Origin of the sequence: Methyloceanibacter sp. (assembly GCF_050726195.1) — a bacterium.
GTDB lineage: Bacteria > Pseudomonadota > Alphaproteobacteria > Rhizobiales > Methyloligellaceae > Methyloceanibacter.
On the sequence record NZ_JBOHJC010000003.1, the window covers coordinates 185,059 to 208,430 of the forward strand.

At 64.3% G+C, this 23,372-nt stretch carries 24 protein-coding genes, 1 tRNA gene, 2 pseudogenes and 1 riboswitch; of the genes and pseudogenes, 15 read left to right on the forward strand and 12 right to left on the reverse strand.

The annotated features are described in order from the left end of the window. Positions 1-89 precede the first annotated feature (89 nt). The 4 genes from ACRECX_RS03380 (at position 90) to ACRECX_RS03395 (ending at position 3,654) form a co-directional block, all read left to right on the forward strand. On the forward strand, positions 90-1,022 hold the full coding sequence (locus ACRECX_RS03380; RefSeq protein ID WP_431557440.1) for a LysR family transcriptional regulator: 933 nt from the start codon (positions 90-92) through the stop codon (positions 1,020-1,022). Between the two features lie 153 nt (positions 1,023-1,175). Beyond that, the gene (locus ACRECX_RS03385; RefSeq protein ID WP_431557396.1) at positions 1,176-1,829 is read left to right on the forward strand and encodes an HdeD family acid-resistance protein; all 654 of its coding nucleotides are present in this window, start codon (positions 1,176-1,178) and stop codon (positions 1,827-1,829) included. A gap of 72 nt (positions 1,830-1,901) precedes the next feature. Then, on the forward strand, positions 1,902-2,750 hold the full coding sequence (locus ACRECX_RS03390; RefSeq protein WP_431557397.1) for an aldo/keto reductase: 849 nt from the start codon (positions 1,902-1,904) through the stop codon (positions 2,748-2,750). Between the two features lie 76 nt (positions 2,751-2,826). Further along, a complete protein-coding gene (locus tag ACRECX_RS03395; RefSeq protein ID WP_431557398.1) occupies positions 2,827-3,654 on the forward strand; it encodes a sterol desaturase family protein in 828 nt (275 codons plus the stop codon). A gap of 12 nt (positions 3,655-3,666) precedes the next feature. Here ACRECX_RS03395 and ACRECX_RS03400 read toward each other — a convergent pair whose 3' ends face one another. Next, entirely contained in the window at positions 3,667-4,536 is an 870-nt protein-coding gene (locus ACRECX_RS03400; protein WP_431557399.1) for a transporter substrate-binding domain-containing protein, read from the reverse strand. Positions 4,537-4,756: 220 nt separating this feature from the next. Here ACRECX_RS03400 and ACRECX_RS03405 point away from each other — a divergent pair, with 220 nt between their 5' ends. Both ACRECX_RS03405 and ACRECX_RS03410 read left to right on the forward strand, forming a co-directional pair. Next, positions 4,757-5,998 (forward strand): glycosyltransferase, encoded by a 1,242-nt coding sequence (locus ACRECX_RS03405; RefSeq protein WP_431557400.1) that lies wholly within the window; start codon positions 4,757-4,759, stop codon positions 5,996-5,998. Between the two features lie 24 nt (positions 5,999-6,022). Beyond that, positions 6,023-6,883, forward strand: a complete 861-nt coding sequence (locus tag ACRECX_RS03410) for a hypothetical protein (RefSeq protein WP_431557401.1) — start codon at positions 6,023-6,025, stop codon at positions 6,881-6,883. Here the strand turns inward: ACRECX_RS03410 and ACRECX_RS03415 are convergent. Then, positions 6,880-7,104: a DUF6471 domain-containing protein gene (locus tag ACRECX_RS03415; protein ID WP_431557402.1), complete on the reverse strand. Its 225-nt coding sequence runs from the start codon at positions 7,102-7,104 to the stop codon at positions 6,880-6,882. The two genes, ACRECX_RS03410 and ACRECX_RS03415, sit on opposite strands and share 4 nt — an antisense overlap. A gap of 103 nt (positions 7,105-7,207) precedes the next feature. On the opposite strand from ACRECX_RS03415, the pseudogene ACRECX_RS03420 reads away from it, so the two are divergent. The 4 genes and pseudogenes from ACRECX_RS03420 (at position 7,208) to ACRECX_RS03435 (ending at position 9,930) form a co-directional block, all read left to right on the forward strand. Further along, positions 7,208-8,166: pseudogene (locus tag ACRECX_RS03420) on the forward strand (IS1595 family transposase). Continuing rightward, positions 8,166-8,621 carry a hypothetical protein gene (locus ACRECX_RS03425; protein ID WP_431557403.1) on the forward strand — a complete coding sequence of 152 codons (456 nt, stop codon included), beginning with the start codon at positions 8,166-8,168 and terminating at the stop codon, positions 8,619-8,621. The pseudogene ACRECX_RS03420 and the gene ACRECX_RS03425 overlap by 1 nt, the downstream one beginning before the upstream one ends. A 122-nt stretch (positions 8,622-8,743) precedes the next feature. After that, positions 8,744-8,905, forward strand: coding sequence for a hypothetical protein (locus tag ACRECX_RS03430; RefSeq protein ID WP_431557404.1), 162 nt, complete (start codon positions 8,744-8,746; stop codon positions 8,903-8,905). Between the two features lie 377 nt (positions 8,906-9,282). Then, a complete protein-coding gene (locus tag ACRECX_RS03435) occupies positions 9,283-9,930 on the forward strand; it encodes a glycosyltransferase family 2 protein (RefSeq protein WP_431557405.1) in 648 nt (215 codons plus the stop codon). Here ACRECX_RS03435 and ACRECX_RS03440 read toward each other — a convergent pair. Both ACRECX_RS03440 and ACRECX_RS03445 read right to left on the reverse strand, forming a co-directional pair. Then, entirely contained in the window at positions 9,899-10,066 is a 168-nt protein-coding gene (locus ACRECX_RS03440) for a hypothetical protein (protein WP_431557406.1), read from the reverse strand. The two genes, ACRECX_RS03435 and ACRECX_RS03440, sit on opposite strands and share 32 nt — an antisense overlap. 82 nt (positions 10,067-10,148) lie before the next feature. After that, a tRNA-Gly gene (locus ACRECX_RS03445) sits at positions 10,149-10,223 on the reverse strand. 125 nt (positions 10,224-10,348) lie between these two features. Between ACRECX_RS03445 and ACRECX_RS03450 the strand changes: the two genes are divergently transcribed. Next, positions 10,349-11,326 carry a radical SAM protein gene (locus tag ACRECX_RS03450; RefSeq protein WP_431557407.1) on the forward strand — a complete coding sequence of 326 codons (978 nt, stop codon included), beginning with the start codon at positions 10,349-10,351 and terminating at the stop codon, positions 11,324-11,326. A gap of 6 nt (positions 11,327-11,332) precedes the next feature. On the opposite strand, the gene ACRECX_RS03455 is transcribed toward ACRECX_RS03450, so the two are convergent. From ACRECX_RS03455 to ACRECX_RS03465, 3 genes are all read right to left on the reverse strand, one after another. Continuing rightward, entirely contained in the window at positions 11,333-11,908 is a 576-nt protein-coding gene (locus tag ACRECX_RS03455) for a hypothetical protein (protein WP_431557408.1), read from the reverse strand. A gap of 101 nt (positions 11,909-12,009) precedes the next feature. After that, a complete protein-coding gene (locus ACRECX_RS03460; protein WP_431557409.1) occupies positions 12,010-13,371 on the reverse strand; it encodes an alanine/glycine:cation symporter family protein in 1,362 nt (453 codons plus the stop codon). 55 nt (positions 13,372-13,426) lie between these two features. After that, positions 13,427-14,632, reverse strand: a complete 1,206-nt coding sequence (locus ACRECX_RS03465) for a 2'-deoxycytidine 5'-triphosphate deaminase (protein ID WP_431557410.1) — start codon at positions 14,630-14,632, stop codon at positions 13,427-13,429. Between the two features lie 118 nt (positions 14,633-14,750). Then, positions 14,751-14,828, forward strand: a riboswitch (SAM riboswitch). Between the two features lie 79 nt (positions 14,829-14,907). Between ACRECX_RS03465 and ACRECX_RS03470 the strand changes: the two genes are divergently transcribed. The 3 genes and pseudogenes from ACRECX_RS03470 (at position 14,908) to argE (ending at position 17,673) form a co-directional block, all read left to right on the forward strand. Beyond that, the gene (locus tag ACRECX_RS03470; RefSeq protein ID WP_431557411.1) at positions 14,908-16,113 is read left to right on the forward strand and encodes an O-succinylhomoserine sulfhydrylase; all 1,206 of its coding nucleotides are present in this window, start codon (positions 14,908-14,910) and stop codon (positions 16,111-16,113) included. Between the two features lie 76 nt (positions 16,114-16,189). Then, positions 16,190-16,464 (forward strand): annotated as a pseudogene (locus tag ACRECX_RS03475) (DUF2277 domain-containing protein). Between the two features lie 45 nt (positions 16,465-16,509). Then, positions 16,510-17,673 carry an acetylornithine deacetylase gene (gene argE, locus ACRECX_RS03480; protein WP_431557412.1) on the forward strand — a complete coding sequence of 388 codons (1,164 nt, stop codon included), beginning with the start codon at positions 16,510-16,512 and terminating at the stop codon, positions 17,671-17,673. On the opposite strand, the gene ACRECX_RS03485 is transcribed toward argE, so the two are convergent. From ACRECX_RS03485 to ACRECX_RS03495, 3 genes are read right to left on the reverse strand one after another with little or no spacing between them, the layout of a single operon-like run. Further along, entirely contained in the window at positions 17,670-18,614 is a 945-nt protein-coding gene (locus ACRECX_RS03485) for an Hsp33 family molecular chaperone (RefSeq protein ID WP_431557413.1), read from the reverse strand. The genes argE and ACRECX_RS03485 overlap by 4 nt on opposite strands. Continuing rightward, complete coding sequence (gene argF, locus ACRECX_RS03490) at positions 18,611-19,627, reverse strand: ornithine carbamoyltransferase (protein ID WP_431557414.1); 1,017 nt, start codon at positions 19,625-19,627, stop codon at positions 18,611-18,613. Before argF ends, ACRECX_RS03485 begins: the two co-directional genes overlap by 4 nt. 22 nt (positions 19,628-19,649) lie before the next feature. Further along, entirely contained in the window at positions 19,650-20,837 is a 1,188-nt protein-coding gene (locus ACRECX_RS03495) for an aspartate aminotransferase family protein (RefSeq protein WP_431557415.1), read from the reverse strand. 384 nt (positions 20,838-21,221) lie between these two features. On the opposite strand from ACRECX_RS03495, the gene ACRECX_RS03500 reads away from it, so the two are divergent. After that, positions 21,222-21,728: a GcrA family cell cycle regulator gene (locus tag ACRECX_RS03500; RefSeq protein WP_431557416.1), complete on the forward strand. Its 507-nt coding sequence runs from the start codon at positions 21,222-21,224 to the stop codon at positions 21,726-21,728. 176 nt (positions 21,729-21,904) lie between these two features. Here the strand turns inward: ACRECX_RS03500 and phoB are convergent, their stop codons facing one another. Together phoB and phoU are read right to left on the reverse strand one after the other, a co-directional pair. Then, positions 21,905-22,630 carry a phosphate regulon transcriptional regulator PhoB gene (gene phoB, locus ACRECX_RS03505; protein WP_431557417.1) on the reverse strand — a complete coding sequence of 242 codons (726 nt, stop codon included), beginning with the start codon at positions 22,628-22,630 and terminating at the stop codon, positions 21,905-21,907. Positions 22,631-22,633: 3 nt separating this feature from the next. Then, positions 22,634-23,365, reverse strand: coding sequence for a phosphate signaling complex protein PhoU (gene phoU / locus ACRECX_RS03510; protein ID WP_431557418.1), 732 nt, complete (start codon positions 23,363-23,365; stop codon positions 22,634-22,636). Positions 23,366-23,372: the final 7 nt, after the last annotated feature.

A 23,372-nucleotide genomic window follows, 5' to 3' on the forward strand; every position in this document is an offset into this window, starting at 1 on the left:
TGGGTCCGTCGGTCTTCCGTCCTTTCAATTCGGCTGTTGCTTACAACATGGGCCCTTTAGTACCATTATTCCAATCGATGGGATCGATGATGAGTATCGACCACGCTAATCTCAGCCGGCTGGACCTCAACCTTCTCGTCGCCTTCGACGCGCTCCTGACCGAGCGCAGCGTCACCCGCGCTGCGTCCCGCGTCGGGTTGGGCCAATCGGCCATGAGCCATAACCTCGCCCGGCTCCGAACCTTGTTCGGCGACGAACTCCTGACACGCGGCGCCGACGGCATGCGGCCGACGCCGCGCGCGCTCGCGCTGGCCGATCCCGTGCGCGTGACCCTCGCGCAGATTCAGTCGGCGGTCTTGCAGCGCGAAGCCTTCGATCCGGCGACCGCCGACCGCGTGTTCCGGATCGGACTTGCCGATTCCATCGAGGTCGCGGTCATCCCCGGCCTCATGGAGCGCCTCCAACACCAGGCGCCCGGGGTGTCCTTGCGGCTCCGCTCCACCAATCGCATCAACATTCTCGAGGATCTCGATAGCGGCAATCTCGACCTCGGCATCGGCGTATTCGATCACGGCCAAACCCATCACAAGCGCCGGCAGCTTTACACCGACAGCTTTCTCTGCCTGTTCAATCCCGAGCAGCTCCAACTCACGCCGCCGATTTCACTGGAGGACTATCTGCGCTGGCCGCACGTGCTGACCAGCATCGCCCACGACGCGCATGGCGCGGTCGACGAGGCGCTCGCCAAGCGCAAGCTGCGGCGCAGCATCGTCATGACCACACCCGGATTTCTCGCCGTGCCGTTCGTCGTGCGCCGCGCGAGGGTGATCACCACCATGCCCTCGCGCCTCGCCCGCTACTTCTCCGAGACCTTCGGACTGGCGACGAGCCCTGTGCCGATCCCGCTGCCGAGTTTCACCATCTCGCTTTTGTGGCACGCGAGCTTCGACAACGACCCGGGACATGTATGGCTGCGCCAGACCGTGGCTGGGCTTGCCGCCGAAGACAATTTGGAGCTTTGAGCGTCCTTACGGGGTGTGGACAACCGCCGAATTTGCGGCGCTTTGACTTTATATTGGCTTCATCATTGGCGCCGATTCGAGTCGCGCGTTCCGGCGTAAGTGGCAAAGATTCAATAACGATCAAAACCCCCGCTGGTCGAAGGAGGTCATCTCATGGCTGCAAGCACGACATCGACGAGGGGTCGCACATCGCTGGGAAAAGCGAGCGACCCGCTCAGTGAAGTCTTGACCGACAGTTGGTGGGCGGTAGGCCTGCGCGGCCTGCTCGGCATCGCCTTCGGTCTCATCTGCCTACTGGTTCCGGCCGCAGCGATCCTCGCGCTCATCCTGTTGTTCTCGGCCTATATGCTGGTTGACGGCGTGCTCGCCATCATCTCCGGCATCAAGGCGGCGCGGAGCGGCGAACGTTGGGGCCTGCTCATCCTCGAAGGCGTCGTCGACATCGCCGCCGGCGCCGTCGCCTTCCTGTGGCCTGCGATCACGGCAATCGCCTTCGTCATCCTCATCGCCGTGTGGGCGATCATCTCCGGCGCTCTGATGCTCACCGCGGCGTTCAGCCTCAAGATCGACCATGGGCGCTGGTGGCTTGCGCTCGGCGGCATCGCCTCGGTGGTGTTCGGCATCGTGCTGCTCATCGCGCCAGTGGTGGGCGCCGTGGTGCTGACCTGGTGGCTCGGTGCCTACGCCATCGTGTTCGGCGTGTTCCTGCTCGTCCTCGCGTTCCAGCTCCACGCCAAGAAGGAGCAGCGCGAGTCGAAGAAGCCGGCGTCGAAGCCGGCGGGGCGGGCCGCGGCGAAGAAGGCCTAAGAACCCTGGCCTAGCCAACTCAATCGGGGGCGGCGCCACGGTGCCGCCCCTTTGACATTGCACTGACAGATTATGCAGGGCGCCGCTCTACCACTTGTGAAGTTGCCTTCAGGCGAGATGGTGCCGCAGCTCGGCCAGGGAACCTGGCACATGGGCGAAAGCCGGCGCGCCTTTGCCGACGAGGTGCGCGCGCTCCGGCTCGGTCTCGATCTCGGCATGACCTTGATCGACACGGCCGAGATGTACGGCGACGGCGGCGCCGAGCTCGTGGTGCGCGAGGCGATCGCGGGACGCCGCGAGGAGGTGTTCCTCGTCTCGAAGGTCCTGCCGCAGAACTCCACGCGGGCCGGCACCATCGCCGCCTGCGAGCGGAGCCTCAAGCGGCTCGGCACCGACCGTATCGATCTCTATCTCCTGCATTGGCGCGGCGCGCCGAGGCTGGAGGAGACGTTGCGCGGCATGGAAGCGCTGCGCGACGCGGGCGCGATCCGCTATTGGGGCGTGAGCAATTTCGACGTCGACGACATGAGGGAGCTGTCCGCTCTTCAAGGCGGCGAAGCCTGCGCGTCGAACCAGGTGCTCTACAATTTGATGCGCCGCGGCCTCGAAGCGGGGCTCTTGCCTTGGTGCCGTGCGAAAGCCATGCCGATCATGGCCTATAGTCCGATCGAGCAGGGCCGGCTCTTGCGCAACCGGACGCTGCGCGCCGTCGCGGTGCGCCATGGAGCGAGCCCGGCGCAGATCGCGCTCGCCTGGGTGCTCAGGCAGCCAGACATGATGGTGATCCCGAAGGCGACGGCAGAAGCGCATGTGCGGGAGAACCGCGCCGCCCTCGACATCACGCTTACACCTGAAGACGAGGCCGAACTCGACGGGGCCTTCCCGCCGCCAAGAGGCCCGCGGCCCCTGGAGCTGCTCTAGGCGCGTTGTCATTTGGCTTGTCCCGCGGCGCGCGGCACACTAACTGACAGTCACCGCAACAGTTCAGGGCAATTCGATGGATGGTTTGTTCGGCCAGAGCGACGGCTTGATCCGCTTCGCCGTATTCCTCGCCGTGTTCGTACTCATGGCGCTGATCGAACTTGCCTGGCCGAAGCGGACCTTGATCGCCTCGAAAGGGCGCCGATGGCTCACCAATGTCGGCATCAGCGTCACCGCAAGCATCGTGCTCCGGCTCATGGCTGCGCTTGCCGTGCCGGTGGCGGCGATTGCCGCCGCGTTCTATGCCGACCGCCACGGTATCGGGCTCCTGAACCAAGTGACGTGGCCCGAATGGGTGAAGGTCGCTATCGCCCTTATCGTGCTCGACCTCGCCATCTGGGCGCAGCACCTCGCCTCCCACAAGATCTCCATCCTGTGGCGCTTGCACAAAGTGCACCACGCCGACCGCGACATCGACGTGACGACGGCGGTGCGCTTCCACCCAATCGAGATCGCGCTGTCGATGGTATGGAAGATCGCAGTGGTGGTGCCGCTCGGCGCCTCGCCGCTCGCGGTGTTCCTGTTCGAGGTGATCCTCAACGCCTGCGCCATGTTCAACCACGCTAACATCGCGCTGCCGGACTGGCTCGATCGCGTGGTGCGGCTCATCATCGTGACGCCGGACATGCACCGGGTGCATCACTCGGTGCTTCACCGCGAGCACAACACCAATTACGGCTTCAATCTCTCGGTTTGGGACCGGCTGTTCAGGACCTACACCGCCCAGCCGGAGGGTGGCCATCAAGGGATGAAGATCGGGCTCACGCCATATCAGAGCGAAGAGCCGACCCGCTTCGGGTGGAGCCTGTGGCTGCCGTTCCGATCCGGGGACAGAAATCAGTAGTCAGTTATCAGCCTAGAAGAAGCTCATGGGGAAGTAGCGCAGGAACAGCTCCTCGTAGCGGCCGCTCGCGTGCACCTGCTCGAGCCCATAGGTGAGAATGTCGGCGAGCTTGCGGTCGCCCTTCTTCACGGCGATGCCCACCCCCTCGCCGAAGAACTTCGCCTCGATGTAAGGTCCGCCGCGGAACTCGCAGCAGGCCTCGCTGGTCACGCCGTTGATCCAGAACGTGAGGCTGATCCCGTCGCCGAAGATGAGATCGATGGCGCCGTTCTTGAGCGCCTTCTGCGCGTCTTCCGGGGTATCGAAGGAGGCGACCGCAGCGTCGGGGAAGAACGTCTTGAGGTAGGCCTCGTGGCCAGTACCCGTGGCCACGCCAATCTTGAGGTCTTCGATCGTCTCGGGGCGGACGTCGGTGAGCTCGCTCTCCTTCCGCGCCACGAAGCGCGCCGGCGTGGCGTAGTAGCGGGAGGTGAAGTCCGCCTCCTGTAGCACCTCCTTGGTGATGCGGATGGAGGCGATCGCCGCGTCGGCCTCGCCCTTATCGAGGCTCGGGATGAGATCGCTCCAGTTCGTGGCGTTGACCTCGCACTGGACCTCCAGCACCTCACAGATGGCCTTGGCAAGATCGACGTTGAAGCCGGTGAGCGCGCCCACCTCGTCGTAGTAATGGAACGGCGGGTAGTCGGAGTCGGTGACGAATCGGATCTTCTCCAGATTCTTCATGTCCGGCTTGGGGCGGAGCGCATCGCCCTGCCAATTGTCCGGAACGATATTGGTTTTGTCCTGCTCAGCCGAAGCAGGCGAAAACCAAACGAGCGCAAGCGCCACCGCGGTAAGCCCAAAGAGCGCCGCGCGGCTTGGCTGTGACAGGGGATCGCTCATCTTCACATGCAATCTCTAGCGCGGCTTTGTGGCCGCCGCTAGGGCGATGATACCCGCTTTACTAGTATGTGCCGAAAAAACAATTCCTGCTTGTATCCGCCCATACGGCCGCATCGCGCAATCAATGGTTGCGTCTCGGCCGAAAGCGCAAAATACTATCGAGGGAGTTGTGGGGGGCGTTCCCGTGTCGCTTGTAGCTACAAGCGGCCGGGCCGCGCGGTTGGGCCTACGTTTTTTCGGCGCAGCCCCGCGTGTTCCGGCCGAAGCCGAATACCACTTTCTTCTAGGCCGCTATATCGATGCCGCGACCTTGGCGCGGGCGAGCGCGCTTGCCGCGCGGTGGGGCGTCCACCCGCATGAGGTCCTGATCGCCAACGGCTGGCTCGATCCGGACGACTACTACCGCGCGCTGGCCGGCACCTGCGATGCGCCTTTCAAGGCAGCGCTTCAGCCTGGCGCCGCGACGCCGCCCGGCGGAATGACGCCGCGGCAATGTCTGACGAACGGACTCATATACGAGCGCACATCCTATGTGATGGCGGCAGACCGGCTAAGGCCGAACGCCTTGCGTGTGATGTTGGCGCGGCTTGGGCGTCCCGACCTCGCGCTCGCCTCTCCGGCCACCGTCAGGGAGTCGATCTATCACCATTTCGCTCCCATCTTCTTGCGGAGCGCGGTCGACGCACTCGCCGCGCGCCGGCCCGATTTGAGCGCGCGCAGCGGTACGGCACCCTGGCAGCGGCTTGTCATCGCCATCGGCGCCGCTGCATTCGTCGGCGGACTCCTCATCGCGCCAATCGAGACCATACGCATAGTCTCGCTCATGCTTGCGGTTCTGTTCGTGCCGGTGATCGGGCTCCGCCTCATCGCCGCATTCGGACTGGTCAGCGGCAAGGCTGAGAACCGCGATCAACATGCGCCCCGCATACCCGACGCCGCGCTGCCCACCTACACGCTTCTCGTGCCGCTGCTGCACGAGGCGGACATGCTGCGGCCTCTGGTTTACGCACTCCGGCAACTCGACTGGCCGGCGGCGAAGCTCGACATCAAACTCATCCTCGAGGCGACGGACAAGGAGACGGTGGCTGCCGCGCGGGCGCTGCGCTTCCCCGGCAATGTCGAGATCGTCGTGGTGCCGGACGGGGCGCCGCGTACCAAGCCGAAGGCGCTGAACTATGCCCTGCCGCTTGCGCGCGGCGAATATGTCGCGATCTACGACGCCGAGGACCGGCCCGATCGCGACCAGCTGCGCCGCGCGTTCCACGCGTTTCAATCGGGACCGCCCAACCTCGCCACGGTCCAGGCGCGGCTCAACATCTACAACGCACAAGACAGCTGGCTGACCCGGCAGTTCACGCTGGAATACTCCGCTCTGTTCGACGGGTTGCTTCCAGCGCTCGACCGGCTCCAGCTGCCGATTCCGCTCGGCGGCACGTCAAACCATTTCCGCGGCATTGCGTAGCAAACGCATAACTGCGGAGATGAAATGGTAGATGACAACCTAGGGCTGCGTTCCTATGCTGCCGCAATGGCAAAGGGCGAGCCATTCATCATTCTGAGGCTTAGCACTGAGGAACCTATTGAAATTGGGGCCTTTGTGGGGGCGTTCGCGGCGCTTGGCGACGAATACGACCGTTACATCAAGACAACGAACCCTGACCTGGTTGGCGTGGCGGACATGTACGTCCGCGAGGTTCGCCCTGGCAGCATTGAGGCCGACTTGATCCCATGGTTATCGACCTTCGCGCCCTTCATTAGCGAGATGGACAAGGCGCTCATTGTCGAGAACTTCATCCGAGCGTGGGGTGGGCGCTTCCAGGCTCTACTCGGCAAGGGGCAAACGGAGCCACCAGCAACGCGCTCCGAATTGAAAGATTGGGCCGATGCCGTAGAGGCCGTCGCAAATGACCCCAACGGTAGTGCGACACTTGAGGCTGCGACCTTCGAGGACGGCAAGAAGAAGGTCCGTGCGGCCTTCAAGTTCACGACCCCAGAGGCCCGCCACGCGCGGCGTGCAATCGAAGCTAGACAAATCAACCTTGAGCGAACGGAACGCGCCGATCACCAGCGCGTGCTAATGCGCTTCACACGGTCTGACATTGGCGACGTGAACGTGGGCAAGCGATCCGGCGAGCGAGTCGTAATCGAGGAAATCTCGACCAAGCCCCTTGCCCTGATCTACGCCTCGGAACTTGCCGAGCAACGCATCAAGCATGAAATCCGCGATGCCGATGAGAATGTTTACAAGAAAGGCTTTGTGGTTGACGTGAACGTGCGGTCCAGCGGGGGCAAGCCTGTGGCCTATGCCATCACGAACGTTCACCAAGTCATTGACCTGCCCGACTAGCTCAGGCGTACCTCCCTCACGCCAACTGCCTCTAGGCACGCGAGCATGAAGGCGGCGGTGAACTTGCCCCGGCTCACCTTGTTCCGCAGGTTCCGCTCATCCTCTTTGACGCCTACCGCTGCCAGCCTCTCGACGAGCTGGGCGTAGGTAATCCCTTGGCGGGCCATCTCCCCCCGGATCAGCCCCCTAGCCCTGGATTCCCAATCTGTGCGCTCTGGCATGTCACACTCTGCGATGCTTTCTGTCATCATATAGCGTGCTTTTGCCCTTGACAAGGTGACACTGTATCATTATCTCTAGTACATAAGCACTGGAGACGATGACGTGTCTACCCATTTCCTTCTCAGCACCGCCGCCCGGACCCTGTCTCTCATGGCGGTGTATTCCATGGGCGAAGAGAAGGCCTATGAGACGTTCTGCAAGCTCCGCTGGCACGATACCGACGGCGAGCCTGTCTGCCCGCGTTGCGGCTGCGTTGACGTGTGGCAGATCAAGACCCGCCGCAAGTTCGACTGCAAAGGTTGCCGTCACCAATTCAGCGTGACGAGCGGAACCATCTTTGCTTCGCGCAAGCTCAGCTACACCGACTTGCTGGCAGCCATTGCGATCTTCACCAACGCGGTGAAGGGTATTAGCGCCCTTCAACTCGCTCGCGATCTCGATTGCCAGCACAAGACGGCTTGGGTTCTGGCACACAAAATCCGTGAGGCCATGGCTGCCGAGACGAAGGGCTTGAAGCTCTCGGTGACGTGGAAATCGACGGTGCCTACTTTGGCGGTCACATTCGCCCGGCCAACAAGGCAGAGGATCGCATTGACCGCCGCTTAGCGCAGCACCAAACCGGCAAGCGCCGTGTCGTTGTCGCCCTTCGTCAGCGCGAAGGCCGCACGCTGACCTTTGTGGTTCGCAACGAGGCTGACGGCGTGTTCTACGCCAACCAGCGCGCCGATATGGCCGCCCGTATCCATGCCGACGAAGCTACGCATTGGGACGTGTTGCACGCCCGTTTCGACACGAAGCGCATCAATCACTCGGTTGCCTACAGCTTGGACGGCATTTGCACCAATCAGGCCGAAAGCTATTTCGCCCGCCTTCGCCGGATGGTCGAAGGGCAGCATCATCATGTGAGCCCGCAGTACCTTCACCAATACGCCAGCGAAGCAGCGTGGAAAGAGGATCACCGCCGTCTCGACAACGGCGCGCTCGCTCACCGCGCGCTTCGTCTCGCGATGGTGCATCCGAAATCGAAAGACTGGTGCGGCTATTGGCAGAGGGCACGATAATGGCTAGGACCGAGACATACGAACACACGATCTCAGGTTTGCTCCAGAAGCGGGCGGACCTACTGGGCGAAGCTGAACGTATCCGTGATCGGCTCGCCGAAATCAAAAATGACGTGAGCGCCGTTGACCGCGTGCTGACGACGCTCGGCTACACTGGCGACCTTGACGCTCAGATGCCGCGCCAGAAGCGCGAAGTGATCTTCGGTCGCGGGGAACTAACCAGGGCCATCCTTGGCGAGCTACGCGGCGCTGACGGGCCAATGACAAGCCGAGAGATTGCCCAAGCCATCATCGCCGTCAGCGGTCAAGACGCCCGCGACCGCAACTACGTCTCCGATCTCACCAAGCGCGTGTCTAAGGCGCTGCGCTCGCTTCGCGAGGAAAACGTGGTCAGGTCGTCCGTGGATACGAAGGGCAACGTCATGTGGGCCACGCGCAGCCTCCGCCAACCATAAACGTCAGAATTGCTGACCTAAAAAGGACTCGCTTAGGGCCAGCGAATCGCTGAACTTTTAATCAGCGGTCATGGCTTCCCTGCGCATGACCGCGTTTTTTCACCGAACGAAAGGAACCCGCCATGCCTAAGAAAGACCCGTGGCACTCGATTAAGCAGCACGTGCATCACAACAACACCGAGTGCAACACCGGCAACAACATCGAGCGTGAGAACCTTCGCTCCGGCACTGGCGGCAAGCCGCTGTGTCAGGAGTGCGCCAATCTGAACCGGCAGGGGCGCTAGAAGGTCAATTCCCAATATGGCCCGTGCGGCTCATCATTTAGCACGGGCCATACCCTTCTTAGACACGCTGGATTAAGCCCCGCGTGCATTGCGGCGGCCAACGCTCTTAGGCCCTCAGCCTGATCGCCATGGAATCGGACGGTCGGCTCTGCATAGGCGTGGCCGGAGCCGCCCTGGCAGGACTCAAAAGTATCTACCCCCGCAGCCCTTAGAGCCTCGACGGCGTCAAAGATGCCAGGATCAAGCGCCGGGTCATACGGTCCGCTCATTATTACCATCTCCTGCTACGTCAACTCGGAATCCAGGCCGACTCTCAAGAGTCGGTGATTCCCCGTTAACGAAACGACTCCGGCCAGATTTGGTGCCTTTGCTACCTAATGCCGCATTTCCGCGTGTCGGCGCTGAAATGGCTCATGGCGTGGGACCCGTACAACGTGACCGAGGACGCCGATCTCGGGACGCGGCTCGCACGTGGCGGCTATCGCTGCCAGGTCATCGGCTCCACCACCTATGAGGAGGCGCCGCGCCACTTGGGGAACTGGCTCCGCCAGCGCACGCGCTGGCTCAAGGGTTTCGTGCAGACCTGGCTCGTGCATATGCGCGCGCCGCGCATTCTGTGGCGCCAGCTCGGACCGCGCGGCTTCCTTGCCTTTCAGGTCATGGTCGGCGGCACTATTCTTTCGGCGCTGGTGCATCCCTGGTTCTACGCGCTGGCCATTTGGGAGCTTCTCGGCGGCGGCTTCTTGGCACCTCCTGAGAGCTGGCTCGGCGTGCCCTTCTGGGTGATCGCCTGGTTCGCACTCGCCGCCGGCTATCTCGCCGCCATGGGGCTCGCATTCCTCGCGGCACGCCGCCGAGGGCTCCCGCGCTTATACCGGCAGATCCCCCTGATGCCGCTCTATTGGCTCTTGATCTCGGCCGCCGCCTACCGGGCGCTCTGGCAGTTCGCCACCGCGCCGTTCAAATGGGAAAAGACGGCGCACGGTCCCGCCGCTAGCCGCCGCGGCGATAGTTCTCGCGGGTAACTTCCGCTTGCTCATGCTTCGCCGCATAGTCCTTGCGGCGATGACGCCACATGTCGTTGCCATAGGCGATGCCCAAGCCCAGCACGATCACGCCGAGGCCGACAAGGGCCCATATCCAACCACCAAGGTCTTCCATAGGAGGGCTCCTTCCGTCGTTTCTCCTGGGGAAAACGCGGAGCGGGGGCGGCAGGTTTCGCCGGGCGGAGAAAAGGGGGAATTGGAGCGGGTAGCGGGAATCGAACCCGCGACACGTAGCTTGGGAAGCTACTGCTCTACCACTGAGCTACACCCGCGCCGACTCGCAGTTGTACAATGACGGGCAGCCGCCGAAAAGCAAGCCGGCTTCACGGAGTGGTGAAACGCTTTGCCTTGCGGCCGACAGCCGCCCGCCTGTTAATGTTATGGCTGGAGGGTATTCATGACCGACGCCGCGGTGTTATTGCCGGAGGCGAAATTCGCCGAACCCGACCTGACCGCCACGGGCGAGCGGCGGGCGCGAGTACCGCTCATGGCTTTGCGGACGCTGTGGATCAATACCGGCAGCCTCTGCAACATCACCTGCCGCAACTGCTACATCGAATCGAGCCCGGAGAACGACCGGCTCGCCTATATCACGCGGGGGGAGGCGGCGACCTATCTCGACGAGATCGCCCGTGACCGGCTGCCTGTCACCGAGATCGGCTTTACCGGCGGCGAACCATTCATGAACCCCGAGATTCTGGAAATGCTCGGCGACGCGCTCGAGCGCGGCTTCTCGGTGCTGGTGCTGACCAACGCCATGCAGCCCATGCTGCGGCCACGTATTCGCGATGGCCTAAGCGCGCTGCGCGACGTCCACGGCAACCGGCTCACTTTGCGGGTCAGCCTCGACCATTACTCGAAGGCCTTGCATGAGGAGGAGCGTGGTCCGCAGACCTTCGACAAGACCTTGGAAGGGATCGACTGGCTGGCGCAAGAAGGCTTTTCGATTGCGCTCGCCGGACGCACCTGCTGGGGCGAGAGCGAGGCGGACGAGCGCGCCGGCTATGGGGCGCTGATCGAAGCGCGCGGCTGGCCGGTCGATGCGCACGACCCCGCCTCGCTCGTGCTGTTCCCCGAGATGGACGAAAAAGCTGACGTGCCGGAGATCACCGAAAGCTGTTGGAGCATCCTCGGCAAGACGCCATCAGACGTCATGTGCGCGTCGAGCCGCATGGTGGTCAAACGCAAGGGCGCGGAAGCGCCCGTCGTGCTCCCCTGCACGCTGCTTCCCTACGATCCCGCGTTCGAGATGGGCACGAGCTTGGCCGAGGCGGCGCGCGCCGATGGCGGCATGTTCGACCGTGGCGCGGTCAAGCTCTGCCATCCCCACTGCGCCAAGTTCTGCGTGCTCGGCGGCGGATCCTGCTCGGCCTGACCACAGCTACTTGATCTCGAAGGGCAGCGCGAACTTCGCCGACTTGTCGCCCATCTGATCGCGAAAGGTGCACTCGACGACATACTTCCCCGGGGGCGCGCCGGTGAAGTCGATGGTCAGCACGGCCATGACCTCCATATTCTGCTCATGGCTGTCGAACCTGAACTCGCCGAAGCTTTCCTGGCTGGCGACGACGTTGCCATCCTCGGCACGCAGCACGAGATCGGCGACGAGAAGGGCGTGCTCGAGACCATCCTTGTTCTGCCATTTGAAGCCGACGGGTTCGGCATAGATGACGAGCTTCTCGCCAGGCTTGAACACAGTGTCGGGGCGCGCATTGTAGATGCCGAAGCCGCCAGGGGAGTCGGCAACAAACAGGGCGCGGCGGAACAGAAGCGGCCCTTCGTCCCAAACCTTGAGCCGCGCTTTGCGCATGCTTTCGAGGGCTTCGAGATTCTTGGCGGCTTCAGCTTCGCTCGCCGCCGGCGCCGCTCCTTGCGCCGGGGCGTCCTCCGCGGACGCCGTCCCGGCAAGGCCGGCGCCCAGCAGGACGAGCGCGACGACGAGCGCTGCATGTTTCATGATGGCCTCCCGAAACCCGCGCAGAATCGAGCGGCGGGAGCATGGCACACAAGCCCCGTGCGTGCCAACGGCTCGCGCCGCAACCTCCGGCGCTACGGCACCTAGAAGGGATTGTCCTCCGACTTGCCGCGCGTGCGGAAAAACTCCTTGGAGAGCGCGAATACGACGGGGCTCAGCAACGCCAGGGCGATCAGGTTCGGCAGCGCCATCAGGGCATTGAGCGTGTCGGCGAGCAGCCAAACGAAGGCGAGCTCCATCGTGGCGCCGACGATGATGGCGAGGCACCAGACAATGCGGAACGGGGTGATGATCCTGACGCCGAACAGATACTCGAGCGCGCGCTCGGAGTAGTAGCTCCAGCCGATCAAGGTGGTGAAGGCGAACAGAGCGAGCGAGAACGACACGATGTGATGGCCCACGACCGGAAGCGTCGCCTCGAAGGCGTTGGAGGTCAACGCGGCGCCGGTGGCGCCACTCGACCACACGCCGCTCGTGAGGATGACGAGGGCGGTGAAGGTGCAGACGATAATCGTATCGATGAACGGCGCGAGCATGGCGATCAGCCCCTGACTCACGGGGCCGTGCGTCTGCGCCACGGCATGGGCGATCGGGGCCGAGCCGAGGCCCGCTTCGTTGGAGAACACGCCGCGGGCGACGCCAAATCGGATGGCCGCCCAGACGGCCGCGCCGGCGAAGCCGCCGGTCGCCGCGGCAGGCGAGAACGCATGGGTGAAGATCAGCGCAAATGCGCTCGGGATGGCGGCCGCGTTGAGAATAATGACGAGGAGACCGGCGGCGACATAGGTGATCGCCATGAACGGCACTAGCTTGCCGGCGACCGCGCCGATGCGCTTGATGCCGCCGATCAACACTGCGCCCACGAGCACAAACAAGACGAGACCCGTCACCCAGAGCGGGATCGATAGAGAGTTCTCGAGCGCGTGGGAGACCGAATTGGCTTGCACCATGTTGCCGATGCCGAAACCGGCGATCCCGGCAAACACCGCGAAGCAGGCGCCGAGCCAGGTCCAGCGTTCGCCGAGCCCGTTCTTGATGTAGTACATGGGGCCGCCGACCCATTCGCCGCGCGAGTCTTTCTCGCGATAGCGGACGGCAAGGACGGCTTCCGCATATTTCGTGGCCATGCCGACCAGCGCGGTCATCCACATCCAGAACACGGCGCCCGGACCGCCCAGGAAGATGGCGGTTGCCACCCCGGCGATATTGCCGGTGCCGATCGTGGCGGAGAGTTCCGTCATCAACGCATTGAAGGGCGTGATCTCGCCCTTGCCTTCGGGCCGGCGCCCGCGCCACAGCATCCAAAGGCTCAAAGGCACGTTGACGATGGTGCGGAGCTTCAGGCCGAAAGTGAGAAAGAGCCCGACCCCCAGGATCAGGATCAGCATCGGCACGCCCCAGACGATGCCGTTCAGCCAGTTCAACGCCTGGGTAACCCCGTCCATGCCATCCCCCCGTCCGATAATGATTGTTTAGGCTGCCCCCGCTCCCTCTAGCGGGTCACTCCTGGCGGAAGTGTTTCGACAGCTTCAGTCCTTGTGCCTGATAATGCGAGCCAATGCCCTGGCCGTAAAGTGTTTCCGGCACGTCCGTGAGCTTGTCGTAGACGAGGCGACCGACAATCTGGCCGTCCTCGACGATGAACGGGATGTCGAGGCTGCGCACTTCGAGCACGGCCTTGGCGCCTGGCGCCTTGCCCTCGGCGTAGCCGAAGCCGGGGTCGAAGAAGCCCGCATAGTGCACACGATACTCGCCGATCAGAGGATCGAACGGCGCCATCTCGGCGACATAGGCGGGCGGCACCGAGACGCTCTCCTTGGAGGCGAGGATGTAGAAGTCATGCGGGTCGAGCACGAGGCGCCGGTCGTCGCCGAGACGGACCTTCTCCCAGAACTGGTCGATGTCGTAGGCGCCGACCTGATCGATGTCGACGACGCCGGCATAGCGCCGGGCGCGATAGCCGACGAGCCCGGACGGCGGAATGGGCGCGAGGCTGATGCGGAGTTTGAGCCCCTCGCGGATCGCCGCCTCTCCTTCCACCAAGCCCACATCGGAGTGGATGGCGCGCAGGTGACGGTCGCCGACGCGGCCCGGGTGATCGTCGGCGTCGATCTGCTGGCTGACCCTACGGCGGAAGCGGATCTGATTGAGCCGCGAGCCGTAGCGGACCTTGATGGAGAAGGTGCGCGGGCAGACCTCGGCGAACAGCGGACCCGCGTAACCCTCCTCGACCGCGTCGAACGAATCCTGGTGATCGCCGATGAGACGGGTGAACACGTCGAGGCGCCCGGTCGAGCTTTTCGGGTTGGCGAAACCGGCGATGGTGGAGCGGAGCTTCAGGCGCTCTATCAAGGGCACGAGGTAGACGCAGCCCGCCTCGAGCACCGCACCCTTGGTGAGATCGATCTCGTGGAAAGTGAGGGCGGTAAGCTTCTCGCGCACGGTCGCCTTGGTGCCGGGCAGGAAGCTCGCGCGGATGCGGTAGGCGACCTTGCCGAGCCGCAGGTCGAGGCTCGCGGGCTGGATTTGGCCGTCGTCGATCTCCGGCGCGGCGGCAATCTCGCCGGCGGCGATCAGGGCGCGGATGGCTTGGCTCGGCAGGATGCCGGTGCGCACCAGGGCGCTCCTCCGTGCCTCGCCAGCCGTGGAGGGCGGGTCCTCAGGCAGCGCCTCGAACAGCTGATCGCTCTGGCTCATAGGCGGCATGGACGATGTTCTTGCATTTGCCGGGGCTTCGGTCACCTTAAGCTCGGCCTTCTCCCCCGGATTCACAAGGGGCACCTTTGCCCGAGAAGGCTTGACGGGGCGCGCCAGGGGCGCGATTAATCGCCCCCGTGGTGATTTGGCCGGCCGGCTTGCAGCCACGTAAAACAAGTCGCTAAAAGGCCGTGGACGTGGATCATCCCGGCTTTCGGCGGCAGCCAAAGTCCGGGTTTTTTTGTGCGGCCGGCCTGGTGCAGAGAGTTCAAGGAGGACTGGTCATGGCCGCAAAGGACCGGACGGGGCGCCGCTCAAGCTGGCAGCCCGCCACGCAACTCGTCCACGAGGGGACGCTCCGCAGCCAGTTCGGCGAAACGTCCGAGGCCATCTTTCTCAACTCGGGCTATGTCTATGAGAGCGCCGAGCAGGCCGAGGCGCGCTTCAAGGGCGACGAGGACGGCTATGTCTATAGCCGCTACGCCAACCCGACCGTCGCCATGTTCGAGTCCCGCATGTGCGCGCTCGAAGGCGCGGAAGCCGCGCGCGGCACGGGTAGCGGCATGGCGGCGGTGGCGGCTTCTCTTCTGTGCCATCTGAAGGCCGGCGACCACGTGGTCTCGGGCCGGGCGCTGTTCGGCAGCTGCCGCTATATCGTCGAGGACCTCCTGCCGCGCTACGGCATCGCCTCGACCTTGGTCGACGGGCGCGACCTTGCCGCCTGGGAGGCGGCGGTCAAGCCCAACACCCGTGCCTTCTTCTTCGAATCGCCGACCAACCCCGTGCTCGAGCTCGTCGACATCGAGGGCGTGTGCGCCATCTCCAAGCGCGCCGGCGCGCTCACCGTGGTCGACAACGTGTTCGCGACGCCGCTTGGCCAGCGGCCGATCCCGCTCGGCGCCGACATCGTGGTCTATTCGGCGACCAAGCATATCGATGGCCAGGGCCGCTGCCTCGGCGGCGTCGTGCTCGGCAGCAACGAGTTCATCGAGGAGAAGCTGCACAACTACTTGAAGCACACCGGGCCGTCGCTCAGCCCGTTCAATGCCTGGGTTATGCTGAAGGGGCTCGAGACCCTGCCCTTGCGGGTGGCGCGTCACAACGAGACGGCGGCGGCGATCGCCGATTTCCTCGCCGGGCGGCCGGAGGTGGCGCGGGTGTATTATCCCGGCCGCGTCGACCATCCCCAATATCAGCTTGCCACGCGGCAGATGATAGGCGGCGGTCCCATGGTCGCCTTCGAGATTAAGGGCGACAAGAAGACAGCGTTCCGTAGCCTGAACGCGCTCGACATCATCAGGATCAGCAACAATCTTGGCGACGCCAAGAGCCTCGCCACACATCCCGCCACGACGACGCATCAGCGGCTGACGCCGGAGGCGCGGGCCGAGCTCGGCATCTTCGACAATGCGATCCGCCTGTCGATCGGGCTCGAGGACGCCGGCGACCTTATGGCCGATCTCGACCAGGCGCTGTCCGCCGCGCGCTAGCCCGTGGCGCCCACCGTCTTGCGGGCTACGCCTCCCATGTGTCACCCTTCCAAGACCAATTTGCGTGAGGATCATCATGTGCCGGAACATCAAGACGTTGCATAACTTCGAGCCGCCTGCGTCCGACGACGAGATCCGCGCGTCGGCGCTGCAATTCGTGCGGAAGCTGAGCGGCGCAACGCGCCCATCAAAGGCGAATGAGCCGGCTTTCAACCAGGCCGTGGAAAAGTCACCGAGGCCGCCCGTGAATTGATCGATTCGCTTGTGACCAGCTCACCGCCCCGCAACCGCGAAGTGGAGGCGATGCGGGCGAGAGCCCGCTCGGCCGAGCGCTTCGGCCGCGCCGTCTAGCCCGCAGCGAGAAGCCGACGCCAGTAGCCCGCGCGCCGCAAAGGAGTGTCCTTGTTGGCTTCTCAATCCACCGTGCAGGAGCTGCTCGCCAAGCTCGTGGGCTTCGACACCACGAGCGCCAAGTCGAATCTTGAGCTGATCGCGTTCGTGCAGGACTATCTCGCGAAGCGCGGAGTCGCTTCGGTATTAGTCCCCTCGGAGGACGGGAAGAAGGCGAGCCTCGTCGCCACGATCGGCCACGGTAGCGGCGGCATCGGGCTTTCCGGCCATAGCGACTGCGTCCCGGTCACCGGCCAGACCTGGACCAGCGACCCGTTCACGCTCACAGAACACGACGGCAGACTCTATGGGCGCGGCACCTGCGACATGAAAGGCTTCATCGCCTGCGTGCTCGCCTCCGTGCCGCTGTTCAAGGCGCGCCCGCTGAAAGAGCCGATCCACATCCTCATCTCGTACGACGAGGAGGTGGGCTGCGCCGGAGTACGGCCGCTGATCGCCCGCCTCGGCGCGGACTTGCCGCGGCCGCGCGTTGTGATCGTCGGCGAGCCCACCAGCATGGGCGTGATCGACGCGCATAAGCGCATCGACGCCTATCGCACCATCGTCACCGGCAAGGAAGCGCATTCAAGCCTGCCCGCCATCGGCGTCAACGCCATCTCGGCGGCGGCGGAGTTGATCGGCGAGCTCGACCGGCTCGCAGAGGAGATCGCCGAGACGGAGAACGATCCGCGGTTCGAGCCGCCCTGTTCCACGGTGAGCGTCGGGGTCGTCGAAGGCGGCACGGCGACCAACATCGTGCCCAAGAATTGCGAATTTCGCTGGCAGGTTAGGAGCTTACCGACCTCTTCTGCGGGCGAGACGGCGCGCGATCTCGCCGCCTTCGCAGAGACGGCGCTGCTGCCGAAAATGCGCAAGGTGGCGAAGGACGCCGCGGTCGTGACCGAGAGCCAGACGTCGGTGCCGGCGTTCGTCGCCGCGCCGCACTCCGATGCCGTGGCGCTGGCGCTCGCGCTCACCGGCGCGAACCGCACGGGCACCGTGTCTTACGCTACGGAGGCAGGCTTGTTCGAAGAGTCGGGCTGCCCGGCAGTGATCTGCGGGCCAGGCGACATCGCGCAAGCGCACGCGGCGAACGAGTTCGTGTCGATCGCGCAGCTCGAGACGTGCATGACGTTTCTTGCCGACCTCACGGACATGCTTCGCGCTTAGTTGTTGCCCACGAACTCCGCCGGGTCGAAGTGGTAGCGCCTGTTGCAGAACTCGCAGGTGACCCACACCGCTCCGTCGACCACCATGTCGGCGAGATCCTCCGGCGAGAAACGCCTGAGCAGCTCCTCGACCCTGTCGCGCGAGCAGCTGCAATAGGTCTCAAGTGGGATCGCGCGGTAGACGCGCACCTGCTCTTCGTGGAACAGGCGGTAAAGCAGCCGGTCGGGCGTCAGCATGGGGTCGAGCAACTCGTGATCCTCGACCGTCTCGGCGAGGCTCTTGGCGCGGGTCCAATCCTCCTCGAAGTCCTTCGCGCTCGACACGCCGCCCTCGCGGGTGAGCTTCTGCACGAGGAGACCGCCCGCGCGCCAGGTCCATGTACCCTCGCCTGACTCGCCGGCGCGATAGTGGCGCGCCACGGCGAGGCGAATGAAAGTGGGGAGTTGCTCCGATTGACGGAAATAGGTGTCGGCGGCTTCCGTGAGGCTTTCGCCTTCGAGCGGCACGACGCCCTGGTACCGCTCGGTCTCTGACCCACGGTCGATGGTCATGGCGAGGTGGCCTTCGCCGAGCAGCGACGCGTCGTCGTCGCGAGCGACCTCCGCCAGACGATCCGCCGAGAACCGCGCGTAGCCGCGCAAAGCCCCCGGCACCTGGTAGTCGGCGACCAGGAGATCGACCTGGCCGTCGGTCGCCGCCTGGAGGATGAACTTGCCTTCGGTCTTGAGGGACGCCCCGAGGAGCGCGGTGAGCGCCACGGCCTCGCCGAGGAGCCGCGACACGGGCTCGGGATACGCGTGGCGGGACAGGATGGTGTCGACGGTCGGCCCGAGCTTGACCAGGCGGCCGAGCACGTCGGCGTGCTCCGCCTGGAACGGCAGGATCAAATCGTCCGCCGGGATGGTGAGCCCGCGGCGCGCTTCCGGGGCGGGCTCGGTCACCGCTTCGTTCCTCGGCGTTTGGCGGCTGGACGTTTAACAGGGCTGCGCTTCGCCGTGCCGCGCTTGGCGCGTTGCCGGCCGGTGCCGAGACACCAGGCGAGAATGGCCTTTTGAACGTGAAGGCGATTTTCGGCCTCGTCCCACACGGCGGATTGCGGCCCGTCGATGACCTCGGCGCTCACCTCGTCGCCCCGGTGGGCCGGCAGGCAGTGCATGAAGATCGCGTCCATCTTGGCGGCCTTCATCACCGCCCCGTCGACTTGGAACGGGCGGAGCGCCGCCTTGCGCTTACTTTCGTCATTGTCGTCCATTGACACCCACACATCCGTCACCACACAGTCGGCACCGGTTGCGGCCTCGAGCGCACTTTCGCTCACCTCGATCCGGGCGCCCTGGCCCCTCGCCCACGCCAGAAGCTCGGCCGACGGCGCAAAGCCGGCAGGCGCCGCGATGTGCAAGGTGAACCCGAAGCGCGCGGCAGCATGCACCCAAGACGTGGCGACATTATTGGCGTCGCCGATCCAGGCGATGGTGCGGCCTTTGATCGGCCCCTTCAGCTCCTCGAAGGTCATGACGTCGGCCATGACCTGGCAGGGATGGGACCGCGCCGTCAGCCCGTTGATCACAGGGATTGAGGCATTCCCAGCCAATTCGGTCAGGGTGGCGTGCGGGCCGGTCCGCAGCATGACGGCATCCACGTAACGCGACAGGACCCGCGCGGTGTCGGCCACCGTCTCGCCGCGGCCGAGCTGCATGTCTTGCGCATGGAGCACGATCGAGACGCCGCCCAGCTGGTGCATGGCGACCTCGAAGGAGACGCGCGTGCGCGTCGATGGCCGCTCGAAGATCATGGCAAGCACCGCTCCCTGCGGCACGCCGAGGGATTTCGGCACCTTGCCCTTCCTTTTGATCTCAGCGGCAGCATCGATGATGGTGCGCAAGGTCTGCGCGTCGAGAGCATCGAGATCGAGAAAATGCTTGGGTGACGTGTCGGATGACATCTTGGGTGTCATGGGCCAGGCCTCGGGAGAACCGTTAGACCCGGACGCGCGCGTCGCTTTTCAAAGCGACGCACGCGGCATCGATGGTGTCGCAGGCAAGGTCGATCTCGGCCTCGCTCACAATCAAGGGCGGCAGCAGGCGCACAACATTGTCCCCCGCCTGGACGGTCAGCAAGCGGCGGTCGCGCAGCGCCGCAAGCAGCTTCTGATTTTCGATCCTGCACTTCATGCCGACCATCAGGCCCTGGCCCCGTATCTGCTCGACGACGTCGCCATGCTCGTCAACGATGGCGGCGAGCCGCTGTTTCAACCTTAGCCCCATCTGCGCGACACCTTCGAGAAAGCGCGGCGCGAGAACCACATCGAGCACGGCATTGCCCACGGCCATGGCGAGCGGGTTGCCGCCGAAGGTCGAGCCGTGGCTACCCGCCGTCATGGCACTGCCCACCGCCTCGGTGGTGAGGCACGCGCCTACGGGAAAGCCGCCGCCCAAGCCTTTGGCAGAGGCCATGATATCAGGCGTGATGCCGGCCCACTCATGAGCATAGAAGCGCCCGGTACGGCCGACGCCGGTCTGTACCTCGTCGAGGATGAGCAGGATGCCCTTCTCGTCGCAGAGCGCCCGCAACGCTTGCAGGAAGGGCCACGACACCTCGCGCATGCCGCCCTCGCCCATGATCGGCTCGATGAGGATGCCGGCGGTCTCCTCGCCGACCGCCGCCTCCACGGCCTCAATGTCGAAGCCCGCGACGTGGTCGAAGCCGTCGACCGGCGGGCCGAAGCCTTCCAGGTGCTTGGCCTGGCCGCCGGCGGCGATGGTGGCCAAGGTGCGTCCGTGAAAGGCGCCGTCGAAGGTGACGAGGCGATAGCGCTCAGGCGCGCCGCTCTTGAAGTGATAGCGGCGCGCGGCCTTGATGGCGCACTCCACGGCTTCGGCGCCGGAATTGGCGAAGAACACGCGGTCGGCGAAGGTGGCGGCGCAAAGCCGCTCGCCGAGACGCTCCTGCTCCGGGATGTGATGCAGATTTGAGACGTGCCAGACCTTGTTCGCCTGCTCGGTCAGCGCCGCGATGAGATGGGGATGCGCGTGCCCAAGCGCAGTGACGGCGACGCCGCTCGCGAAGTCGAGATAGCGCTCGCCCGCCTCGGTGACGAGAAAAGCGCCGTCGCCGCGCGCGAAGGACAAGCCGCTGCGGGCGTAGGTCGGAAGGAGGGCCGACATGAAAGTTGCGTATCCCTGAAACAAAATTGCCGCCGATGGGCGGCAGCAAGGAAACTCAGAGTGTTAGGTCCCGTGCGGATGCGTGTCAATCAGCGCTGACGACCGCTTATCCAACGCTTCTCCACCTTTCCATCAACGACCGCGTTTGTGTTCTCGCTCGAGAAGTGGCAGAATCCGCTTGTTCCGGTGGAAAACGAAGTTTTCAAGCGTGGCGGACGCTTGTCGGATTCTACCGGCTCTAGTAGGGTAATAACCGCTCGGCTACCAGATGTCGTGGGTGCGGTATGCGCCCGAGCGGTCATTCTCAGCAGTAATTTCCGAGTATTTCGAAACGCCGTCTCTAGCGGACGGGGGGAATCTGAGTCCAAACGAGGAGGCCAAACCATGGCTTGGACTGATGAGAGAGTTGAACTGCTGAAGAAACTCTGGGCGGAGGGACTGAGCGCGAGCCAGATCGCGGGTCGCTTAGGCGGCGTGACCCGCAACGCGGTGATCGGCAAGGTTCATCGGCTCGGACTTTCGGGGCGCGCCACAAGCTCGCGTTCCAGCTCGCCAAGGCCGCGGCGCGTGCATGCGCCACGGCAGCATCGCGCGGCGTCGCTGACGTTCGGCACACGTGGCAACGTGGCGCTCAAGCCCAGCTACGAAGCCGAATTCGAGCCGGAGCTTCTCCCGCTCGAAGAGCTCGTCATCCCGCTGCATGAGCGGGCGAGTATCCTCACCTTGAAGGAGTCGATGTGCCGCTGGCCCATCGGCGACCCGGCCGAGGAAGACTTCCATTTCTGCGGGCGCAAGAAGGCCGGCACGTTGCCCTATTGCGAGCACCATGCCCGCATGGCGTATCAGCCGGTACAGGCGCGCCGCCGCGAGAAGCGTTTCGCCGGCGGCTAGGGGATCGAGGTCAAATCAGAGAAGCGAACGAGGCGCCGTTTCGGCGCCTCTTCCATATTCGCTCGTTGTCATTGCCCGCGAAAGCGGGCAATCCAGTAACCTACGGCCTCGCGATTAACTTTTGAAAGTGGTTACTGGATCGCCCGGTCAACCCGGGCGATGACAAGGAGAGGGCTTCAGGCCGTTTCTTCGAGCTTGTCGGAGAAAGCGTAGCCCGCGCCGCGCACGGTGCGGACGGGGTCGCGCTCGTTGCCGCGCATCATGGCCTTGCGCAGACGGCCGATATGCACATCGACGGTGCGCTCGTCGACATAGACGTTGCGGCCCCAGACGCCGTCGAGCAATTGCGCGCGGCTGAACACACGGCCGGGGCTCTGCATGAGAAACTCGAGCAGCCGGAACTCGGTCGGCCCGAGATGGACCTGGCGCCCGTTCCGCGTCACCCGGTGGGACTCTCGGTCGAGCTCGATGTCGCACACGGAGAGCACCGAGGCGATGCGCTCGGGGTTGGTGCGACGCAGAATGGCGCGGACGCGCGCCATCAGCTCGGGCAGCGAGAACGGCTTGACTACGTAGTCGTCGGCGCCGGTAGTGAGGCCCCTGATGCGGTCGTTCTCCTCGCTGCGAGCCGTGAGCAGGATGATGGGAATGGTGCGCGAGTCCTTGCCGGTGCGCAGGCGCCGGCACAGCTCTAGCCCGGAAATGCCCGGCAGCATCCAATCGAGCACGATCAGATCCGGCGAACTTTCGGCGATGGCAACCTCGGCCTCGTCGCCGCGATGCACGACGTCGACCGAATAGCCTTCGGCTTCGAGGTTGTAGCGGAGGAGCAGAGCCAACGGCTCCTCATCCTCGACTACCAAAACCTTGGCTCCCGCGCTCATGGCGTCCGTCTGCAGCATGCGTTAGACCGCCGTCCGCTTCAGCGAGACCGGCGTCGTGCTTGTGGTGTCGCCCTTCGGGCGCTGATCGGTGATGGCCCGGCCATGCACCAGATAGTAGACCGTCTCTGCAATGTTGGTGGCGTGGTCGCCGATGCGCTCGATGTTCTTGGCGCCGAACAGGAGATGGGTGCAGAGCCCGATATTGCGCGGGTCTTCCATCATATAGGTCAAGAGCTCACGGAAGATCGAGTTGTACATCGCGTCGATCTCCTCGTCCTTGTACCAGACCCCCAGCGCGCGATCGGCGTCGCGCTCGATGAAGGCGTCGAGGACGTCTTTCAGTTGGCTGAGGGCCAGCTCGCCCATATGCTTGAGGCCGAGCATCAGCTGCTTCGGCTGCTGCTCGGAGGCGACGGCGCCGGCGCGCTTGGCGATGTTCTTGCCGAGATCGCCGATACGCTCCAGATCGGTGGAAATGCGCAGCGCAGCCATGATCTGCCGGAGATCGTAGGCCATGGGCTGGCGGCGAGCGATCATGATCACCGCCTGCTCCTCGATCTCGCGCTGGAGATCGTCGATCTCCTGGTCTTCCTTGATGGTGGCGGCGGCCAGATCCGGGTCGCGACGCTCCAGCGCCTCGAACGACTGGCCGAGCACCTGCTCGGCAAGACCGCCCATCTTGGCGATCTTGTTGTTGAGGAGGGCAAGCTCCTCCTCGTAGGACCTGACGATGTGTTCGTGCTGCTGTTCCATCTAAGCG